We start from the raw sequence: 8,103 nt of genomic DNA on the forward strand, positions 1-8,103 counted from the left end.
CCCGGGGAAGAGTGTCCCGGTTCGCCCGGAAAAATTGCAGTCTTGTTCCGGCGACCGGGGCGGGGCAGAGGGGAGTACGGGGGATCAGCCCGCCTGCCCGTTCCGCCCTTCGTCCGCTCCGGCCGCCGGGCGGGGCCGCCACCGGCCCGTTCAGCCGCGCGGGTGGCGGATCACCAGCACCGCCTCGACGTCCGCCCCCACCGCCTCGTAGCGGTGCGGGACGTCCGCCGCCCAGGTGTGGTGCCCGCCCGCGGCGACCGTCACGGGCGCGTCCTCCGCGCCCACCAGGGCGGTGCCGGACAGGACGACCAGGTGCTCCACCGTCCCCGGCGGGTGCGCCGCCGACCGCTGCGCCCCGCCCGGCCGGATCCGGATCCGGTACGTCTCCGACACCGCCGCCGCGTCCTCGAACCGCTCCAGCAGCACGGCGTCCAGCACCCGTCCCGACACCTCGGGCCCCACCGCGCCCCGGAGGACCGTCCGCAAGGGGCCCGGCAGCACGTCGCTCAGCGGCAGGCCCAGCGCGGTGGTCAGCGCGTACAGCGTCTCCAGCGTCGGGTTGCGGGCGCCGGTCTCCAGTCCCGACAGCGTGGCCTTGCCGACGCCCGAACGCCGCGCCAGCTCCGAGAGCGAGAGGCCGCGGGAGGCGCGCAGCTCGCGCAGCCGCAGCCCGATCCGCGCCGAGAGCTCGGCGCTCGTCGGGCCGACGGGCCCCGCGGTGCCCGCCGCGTCTGGTCCATCCGTTGCTCGCATGCGGCCCATCGTTCCAGAGCCGGACCGCGCGCCCCGCGGGGGCTCCGCCGCACCCGGAGGCGCGCAGCGGTCAGTCGCTCGGGCCGATCCGCCCGTGCAGGTCGGTGAGCAGGCGGTCGAGCAGCCCGGCGAGCTGCCCGCGCTCGGCCGGGGACAGCCCGGTGACCAGGTCCGACTCCCGCCCCAGGACGGCGTCCACCGAGCGCTCGACGAGCGCGTGCCCGTCCGGGGTGAGCGCGACCAGGACGGCCCGCCCGCCCGCCGGGTCGGGGGAGCGCCGCACCAGCCCCTCCCGCTCGGCCCGGGCCACCCGCTGCGAGACGGCACCCGCCGTGACCAGGGTCCGCCGGGTCAGCTCACGGGTCGTCAGCTCGTACGGGGGGCCGGAGCGGCGCAGCACCGCGAGCAGGTCGAGCGTCGCCGCGTCGATCCCGGCGGCCCGCAGCACCCGGTTGCGGTCGTCCGCGAAGAGCTTGGCCAGCCGCCAGATCGGCGTGACGATCTCGATCGAGTCGGTCGGCACCCCGGGCCGCTCCCGCTGCCACGCGGCGGCGATCGCCGCCGCCGAACGCCCCGCCGACTCCTCCGCGGACCGCGCCCCACCCCCCGCCCCGGCTTCGGTCATGGGGTTGCCTCCTGCTGCTCCTGAGCTATGTTTAGAGCTAAACGTACCAGTCGCCACCGCAGGAGGACGCAGTGACCCGCACCGTGCTCGTCACCGGAGGAAGCAGCGGCATCGGCCGCGCCGTCGCCGCCCGGTTCGTCGCCGACGGGGCCGAGGTGCACCTGACCGGACGGCGGGCCGAGGCGGTGGAGCGGACGGCGGCGGAGCTCGGGGCGCACGGGGTGGTCTGCGACGCGACCGACCCGGCGGCCACCGCCGCCCTGGCCGCCCGCTTTCGGACGCTGGACGTGCTGGTCAACGCCGCGGGCGGCCTGCCCGCCGGGCCCGCCACCGGCAGCCCGCTCGAGGACCTGCTCGCCACCTGGCAGGCCAACCTCGCGCAGAACCTGCTCGGCGCCGTCCTCACCACCGAGGCCCTGCGCCCGGTCCTGGCCCCGGGCGGTACGGTGATCAGCCTGGGCTCGATCGGCGCGGAGCGCCGCGGCGGCGCGTACGGGGCCGCGAAGGCCGCCCTCGCCGCCTGGAACGCCGCGCTGTCGGCCGAGCTGGCGCCGCGCGGGGTCAGCTGCAACGTCATCGCGGCGGGCTACGTCGAGGGCACCGGCTTCTTCGGCGGGGCCCTTCCCGAGGAGCGCCGCCGCGCCCTGATCGAGGAGACCCACGACGGCCGCCCGGGCACCGTCGAGGACATCGCCGCCACCGCGCACTTCCTCGCCTCGCCCGGGGCCCACCACCTCACCGGCCAGACCCTGCACGTCAACGGCGGTGCGCACACCACCCGTTGACGTGGCGGGGCGAGCGTCAGACCTTCCGCCCGGCCTGCTCCGCACCGTCGCGCAACAGGCTCCAGGCCGTCTTGAGGTGGGGGCGCGCCCACCGCGCGTACCGGTCGTCGTACTGGCGCTCGGCCACCAGGCCGGCGAGCTCGCGCAACGAATCCACCACGGCGGCCAGCGACCCCAGCAGGAGCTGCGCGTCCGCCTCCCGGAGCCGGCCCCGATCGGCCCGCAGCGGGGCGGCCACCTCGTCCCGGAGCCTGTCCCGCGTCTCCTCCAGCCCGGTGACGGCCTTCTGCAGTTCGGCGTCCACACCCGTCCCTCTCGCCGCGGACGGCCGGACGCCGTCCCCACCCGGGCGACCTACCCCTCTGCGGATCACCGCACCCGCCGCGAAAGACCTCCCGACGCCCCGCGTCCCTCCCGGGCACCGCTCCCGCCCGCCGCTAGCCTGGCCCGATGAGCAGCGGGCGAGGCGGCGGGCGCGGCGGCGGGCAGGCGGGCGGAGCGGACGGCGGGCGGGCCGAGGGGCAGCACGCCGCACCGCACGGCGCACAACCCCCCGCCAAGCGCCGCCGGCCGCGCTACCGCGCCCTGTCGCCGCTGCGCGAGCACCTGCGCGAGGCGTTCTGGTTCGCCCCGCTGCTGACCTGCGTCGGCGCGGTGCTGCTGGCCGGGCTGACCGATCTGCTGGACCGCGAGATCTTCGCCGAGGCGTCCGCCGCGCAGACCGCCGACACCCTGCTCTCGTTCAGCTCGGCGGCCAAGAGCGTGGTCTCCACCGTCAGTTCGGCGATGCTGACCTTCATCGGCGTGGTCTTCTCGATCTCGCTGGTCTCGCTGCAGATGGCCGCCAGCCAGTTCAGCCCCCGGGTGCTGCGGCTGTACGTGCGCAGCCGCCTGATCAAGGCGACCTTCGCGACCTGCCTGGCCACCTTCGTCTACACCCTGCTCGTCCAGCTCGGCTACGACGACACCAGCGACCCGTCCCGCGCGGTGTCCGTCCCGATCGTCTCCACGATCCTCGCGCTCGCCATGGTGATGCTCAGCCTGGCCCTGTTCGTGCTGTACGTGCAGGCCACCATGCGCCTGCTGCGCGTCCCGCACGTGATCGACCGGGTCACCCGGGAGTCCCTGCAGGTGCTGCAGGACTACCGCTGGCTGGCCCCCGAGCTCGGCCCGACGCCCGGCGACGTCCCGCCCGGGCCGACCCTGCTGCACGAGGGGCGCGGCGGCGTCCTGCGCGACGTCAACATCCGCTGGCTGATCCGGGTCGCCCGGCGGCACGACACGGTGCTGTACCAGGTGCCGCGGATCGGCGACTTCATCGCGCCCGGCACCCCGACCGTGGTCGTGGTCGGCGGCAGCACGCCCCGGCCGCGCCGGATCACCACCGCGCTGAACGTCGGCGTCGACCGCACCATGCACCAGGACCTCAGCTTCGGCTTCCGCCAACTCGTCGACATCGCCATCCGCGCCCTGTCCCCGGCCGTCAACGACCCCACCACCGCCGTCCAGGCCGTCGACCGGATCCACCAGCTGCTCGCCGTCCTCGCCCCCGTCCACCTCGGCGAGCTGCGCCACCGCGACAAGGACGGCGCGGTCCGGCTGGTCCAGCCGGTGCCGGGCTGGGAGGCCACCGTCGACCTGGCGTTCACCGAGATCCGGATCTGCGGCGCCGGGCAGCCCCAGGTCACCCGCCGCCTCACCGCCGCCCTCGACGACCTGCTGCGGATCACCCCCGAGCAGCGCCGCGCCCCGCTGCTGCTCCAGCGCCGCCTCCTGGAGCGCGCCGTCGCCGCGGCCGTCCACGACGAGGACAACCGCCGCTTCGCCCTGGCCCCCGACCGCCAGGGCATCGGCTGACCGCACCCGGAGCAACGGGAACCGCCCGGAACGGGCAGGCCGTTCCGGGCGGTTCGCGTCGTCCCCGCGCGCTACGAGGCCCGACCGGCAGCCCGGTCGGCGGCCCCCCGGTCCAGCGAGGCCAGGTAGCGGTTGTACGCCTCCAGCTCGGCGTCGCCGTCCCGGTCGGCGGCCCGGTCGCGGCGGCGGGCCTGCCGCTCCTCGGACCTGGCCCACTGCAGGGTCAGCGCGATCAGCACGATCGCGGTCGGGATCTCGCCGAACGCCCAGGTGATGCCGCCCGCCAGCTGCTGGTCCTCGTGCAGGTTCGTGCCCAGCGGCGCCGTCGCGGCGCCGAAGGTGGAGACCAGCTGCCCGGAGGCCATCATCACCGCGACGCCGAAGAAGGCGTGGAACGGCATCCCCATGAACAGCTCGATGATCCGCATCACGAAGCCGGGCCGGTGCGGGCCCGGGTCGACGCCCATGATCGGCCAGAAGAACAGCATGCCGACGGCGAGGAAGTGCAGCATCATCGCCAGGTGCCCGACCCGGTACTGCATCAGGAAGTCGAACAGCGGCGTGAAGTACAGCACGTACAGGCTGGCGATGAACGCCGGGATGGTGAACGCCGGGTGCGAGACGATCCGCACGTACGTGGAGTGCAGCAGGGCGACCAGCAGTTCGCGCGGGCCCCGGCCGCTGCCCTTGCGGGCCGGGCGCAGGGCGCGCAGCGCGAGGGTGATCGGGGCGCCCAGCAGCAGCAGGATCGGGGAGAGCATGGAGAGCACCATGTGCTGCATCATGTGCGCGCTGAACAGCACCATGCCGTAGTCGTTCAGACCGGTGTTGGTGACCAGCAGCACCGTGCCAACGCCCGCCGTCCAGGCGACCGCCCGGCCGACCGGCCACTTGTCGCCGCGCCGCCACAGCCGGACGGCCCCCGCCAGGTACAGGCCGAGGGCGAGCGCGCAGAACACCAGGTAGGGCCAGTCCGGCGACCACTCCAGGGCGCGGGAGAAGGAGAAGGGGGGGAGTGGCCCGCCTCCGTGGTGGTGCATCCCCGTCATGCCGTCGCCCATCGGGCGGCCCCGCTTTCGTCCATGCCGACCGGGGCCGCACGAGCGGCGGCCCGGGCGGCCCGGTGTGGCCCGGTCCGGTTTGGTCCGGTTTCGTTCGGCCCCAGCCTAAGCGGCGCTTACCGCGCCCCGCCGGGCGCCCCCGTCCCGACCCGCCGCCGGTCCGGGACGCAACGGGCGGCGGGGCGGGACCTCCCGGGGCAGTGCGCTCCGCCCCGCGGTGCTACGCACTCCGCTCGGCGGCGACGAGTTCGGCGATCTGGACGGCGTTGAGGGCAGCGCCCTTGCGGAGGTTGTCGTTGGAGAGGAAGAGCGCCAGGCCGTGCTCGACCGTCTCGTCGGTGCGGATGCGGCCGACGTACGAGGCGTCCTTGCCGGCGGCCTGGAGCGGGGTGGGGATCGCCGAGAGCTCGACGCCGGGGGCGGTGGCGAGCAGCTCGGCCGCTCGCCCGGGGGTGATCGGGCGAGCGAAGCGGGCGTTGATCTGGAGCGAGTGGCCGCTGAAGACCGGGACCCGGACGCAGGTTCCGGAGACCTTGAGGTCCGGGATGCCGAGGATCTTGCGGCTCTCGCGGCGCAGCTTCTGCTCCTCGTCCGTCTCGGCCGACCCGTCGTCGACCAGGGACCCGGCCAGCGGCACCACGTTGAAGGCGATCGGACGCCGGTAGACCTCAGGCTCGGGGAACGCGACGGCGCCGCCGTCGAAGGCGAGTTGGTCGGCGTGCTCGGCGACCTGGCACGCCTGGGCGTGCAACTCGGCGACACCGGCCAGGCCGGAGCCGGACACGGCCTGGTACGTCGTGGCCACCATGGCGACGAGACCGGCCTCCTGGTGGAGGGGGCGGAGCACCGGCATGGCGGCCATCGTGGTGCAGTTCGGGTTGGCGATGATGCCCTTGGGACGGTTCGCGATCGCCTCCGGGTTGACCTCGGAGACGACCAGCGGCACGTCGGGGTCGTGCCGCCAGGCGGAGGAGTTGTCGATCACCACGGCACCCGCGGCGGCGACCGCCGGTGCCAGGGCCCGGGCGGTCGCGCCACCGGCGGAGAAGATCACGACGTCCAGGCCGCGGTAGTCGGCCGTGGCGGCGTCCTCGACGGTGACCTCACCGTCCTGCCAGGGAAGGGTGCGCCCGGCGGAGCGGGCCGACGCGAACAAGCGCAGTTCTGCGACGGGGAACGACCGCTCCGCCAGGATGCGGCGCACCACGCCGCCGACCTGGCCGGTGGCTCCGACGATGCCGACTCTCATCAGGTGCTTCTCCTTCGATGTTCTGTTCGTTCACGGGGGCCGCCCCGGGGCCGGGCAGCGGCGGCCGGTCGCGCTCGCACGCCACGTGGCGCGGGGCGGCGACCGGTCTGCTTCACGCGGACGGTTCAGGGCCGTCCTGTTCCTCGTGTCCCTGGGCGCCGCCGCGCGGGTGCACGCGGTGGCCTCCCCCCCGCTCCGCCGCCCGGTCGAGGTTGACGATGATCCATTCGGCCAGGTCGCGGCCGTCGCGTTCGGCCGCGTCCGCCCACAGGCTCTCCCGCTCCGCGGTCGTGCAGACCTGGAGCCTGACCTGCTTGTTCCGGGCCTCCTCGGGCGGTGCGGCCAGCGTTGCCCGCCGCAGCTGCTGCCGGAGGGTGTTGCGGGACCAGCCTCCCCGGGCGGCGCGCTCCAGCCACGCGGCACGCTCCTCGGGATCCAGCGAGGCGACCTCTGCGTGGTGCTGGAAGCTGACCTCGGGGTGCCGTTCGGCGACGGAGAAGCGCCGCGCGATCCACGCGTAGTTCCTTAAGGTCTTGTAGTCCAGACGGGTTTCTTCCATGGCCTGCCGGTAACGTCCGGGATAGGTGTCCTGGCCGAAGACGAGCCAGTCGCCGAGCCACCAGCTCGAAGAATCCGTTATCAGGTAGAGGTGCTTCCCCAGGCGCTTCCACTCGGTCAGGGGGTAGTCCACCGGCAGGGACAGAGCGGTGCGGCGGGTGAGGGCCGCCGTGCCCGGAGAGGATCTGGGCGTGGTGCGCAGGGCAGTCGTGCTGACGGACGTCTCCATGCTGATCGTTTCTCTGGTCAAGGTCGGTCGATGGGCGGAAAGCCGGTGAAGGCGGTGAGCGAGCTGTCGGTGGTGCCGACCGGCCCGCTTCGTGACGCAACGTCGAGCGCGGTTCAGCGCCGCGGTCCAGGGAACGAAGAGCGGTCGTGGTGCCGGTGGATGAGCCGGTGCCGACCGGTGGGGGAGGTTTCCTCCGAACGTTTCGTGCATTCCACGCCACGAGGCAGGTGCGGTGCGTCGTGGGCGGGCCGTCGGAGGGGCATGAAGTGTCCTAAGAGGTGGTCGGATGCCGCTGGTCCGATCGCCGTGCCCGACCACTGGCCCGGGAGTATTCCGGTGGAACGCGCCCGGCGGGGCGATCCGGCGTGGAACTGCCGTCAGATCGTCGCGCGGCGGATGACTTCCGCACGAATTCGGCGATGCAACCGAAAGATATGTGAATCCCCCCTCGATCTACCGCTTCCCGGGCAGTGGGCAATTGCGCTGGTCAAGGAGAAGTCTGGCACGGCGCTCGGGCTCCGGTCCAGATCGGACGACCGGCTTCCGCTCCGCCCGGCAGCGGGCGGCCGGACTGGAGCCGGATGGTTCTTGCAGCAAGTCCTTTCTCTGACTTGCCTGGTGAAGATGGCATTCTGGTTTTGAATCTTATGTGAAGACGTTAAAATGCAAACGATTTGAAGGTCTGGTGGGGTTGGGGTCTTCCGCGACGCGGGGGCCGGGCGCGCCGGTCGGACCGCGGTCCCGACACGTGGGAGGGGCGTCGCCGACCGCCGGGGCGTCCTCCTGGTCCCCCGCCGCAGGGTCCCGCCGTCGCGGGCCCGGTCCGGCGGCGCCCCGGGCCGGTGGGCGGCGGTGGGGAGGTTCGGGGCGCCGTGATGGCCGAACCGTGCCGACGGTGTGTCCTTCCTGGTCGTGTTCGTGCTCTTCCGGTCGTGGCGGCGGGCGGGTCCGCGTGTCCCGCCGGCGGGAAAGTCGGGGGGGAGCGG

At 74.0% G+C, this 8,103-nt stretch carries 8 protein-coding genes; 2 read left to right on the forward strand and 6 right to left on the reverse strand.

Annotation, left to right across the window (positions count from 1 at the left end; translation table 11 throughout):
- Positions 1 to 150: 150 nt before the first annotated feature.
- Both QSK52_RS16280 and QSK52_RS16285 read right to left on the reverse strand, forming a co-directional pair.
- Positions 151 to 753, reverse strand: a complete 603-nt coding sequence (locus tag QSK52_RS16280; RefSeq protein ID WP_285736772.1) for a helix-turn-helix domain-containing protein — start codon at positions 751 to 753, stop codon at positions 151 to 153.
- A gap of 70 nt (positions 754 to 823) precedes the next feature.
- On the reverse strand, positions 824 to 1,378 hold the full coding sequence (locus QSK52_RS16285; protein WP_285736773.1) for a MarR family winged helix-turn-helix transcriptional regulator: 555 nt from the start codon (positions 1,376 to 1,378) through the stop codon (positions 824 to 826).
- A gap of 71 nt (positions 1,379 to 1,449) precedes the next feature.
- Between QSK52_RS16285 and QSK52_RS16290 the strand changes: the two genes are divergently transcribed.
- On the forward strand, positions 1,450 to 2,163 hold the full coding sequence (locus QSK52_RS16290) for an SDR family NAD(P)-dependent oxidoreductase (RefSeq protein WP_285736774.1): 714 nt from the start codon (positions 1,450 to 1,452) through the stop codon (positions 2,161 to 2,163).
- Positions 2,164 to 2,179: 16 nt separating this feature from the next.
- Here the strand turns inward: QSK52_RS16290 and QSK52_RS16295 are convergent, their stop codons facing one another.
- Positions 2,180 to 2,467 carry a hypothetical protein gene (locus QSK52_RS16295; protein WP_285736775.1) on the reverse strand — a complete coding sequence of 96 codons (288 nt, stop codon included), beginning with the start codon at positions 2,465 to 2,467 and terminating at the stop codon, positions 2,180 to 2,182.
- Positions 2,468 to 2,613: 146 nt separating this feature from the next.
- On the opposite strand from QSK52_RS16295, the gene QSK52_RS16300 reads away from it, so the two are divergent.
- The gene (locus tag QSK52_RS16300; protein WP_285736776.1) at positions 2,614 to 4,020 is read left to right on the forward strand and encodes a DUF2254 domain-containing protein; all 1,407 of its coding nucleotides are present in this window, start codon (positions 2,614 to 2,616) and stop codon (positions 4,018 to 4,020) included.
- A 71-nt stretch (positions 4,021 to 4,091) separates the two neighbouring features.
- On the opposite strand, the gene QSK52_RS16305 is transcribed toward QSK52_RS16300, so the two are convergent.
- From QSK52_RS16305 to QSK52_RS16315, 3 genes are all read right to left on the reverse strand, one after another.
- Positions 4,092 to 5,060, reverse strand: coding sequence for a cytochrome c oxidase assembly protein (locus tag QSK52_RS16305; RefSeq protein WP_285736777.1), 969 nt, complete (start codon positions 5,058 to 5,060; stop codon positions 4,092 to 4,094).
- A 241-nt stretch (positions 5,061 to 5,301) separates the two neighbouring features.
- Positions 5,302 to 6,330 carry an aspartate-semialdehyde dehydrogenase gene (locus tag QSK52_RS16310; protein ID WP_285736778.1) on the reverse strand — a complete coding sequence of 343 codons (1,029 nt, stop codon included), beginning with the start codon at positions 6,328 to 6,330 and terminating at the stop codon, positions 5,302 to 5,304.
- A 112-nt stretch (positions 6,331 to 6,442) separates the two neighbouring features.
- Positions 6,443 to 7,117: an LmbU family transcriptional regulator gene (locus tag QSK52_RS16315; RefSeq protein WP_285736779.1), complete on the reverse strand. Its 675-nt coding sequence runs from the start codon at positions 7,115 to 7,117 to the stop codon at positions 6,443 to 6,445.
- Positions 7,118 to 8,103 lie beyond the last annotated feature (986 nt).

It is taken from the genome of Kitasatospora phosalacinea (assembly GCF_030268885.1).
Classification (GTDB): Bacteria; Actinomycetota; Actinomycetes; order Streptomycetales; family Streptomycetaceae; genus Kitasatospora; species Kitasatospora phosalacinea_C.

Bases quoted from the DNA above. Each gene is read 5' to 3' on its own strand.
- QSK52_RS16280 (WP_285736772.1), bottom strand. From the start codon at position 753: ATGCGAGCAACGGATGGACCAGACGCGGCGGGCACCGCGGGGCCCGTC.
- QSK52_RS16285 (WP_285736773.1), bottom strand. From the start codon at position 1,378: ATGACCGAAGCCGGGGCGGGGGGTGGGGCGCGGTCCGCGGAGGAGTCG.
- QSK52_RS16300 (WP_285736776.1), top strand. From the start codon at position 2,614: ATGAGCAGCGGGCGAGGCGGCGGGCGCGGCGGCGGGCAGGCGGGCGGA.
- QSK52_RS16305 (WP_285736777.1), bottom strand. From the start codon at position 5,060: ATGCACCACCACGGAGGCGGGCCACTCCCCCCCTTCTCCTTCTCCCGC.
- QSK52_RS16310 (WP_285736778.1), bottom strand. From the start codon at position 6,330: ATGAGAGTCGGCATCGTCGGAGCCACCGGCCAGGTCGGCGGCGTGGTG.
- QSK52_RS16315 (WP_285736779.1), bottom strand. From the start codon at position 7,117: ATGGAGACGTCCGTCAGCACGACTGCCCTGCGCACCACGCCCAGATCC.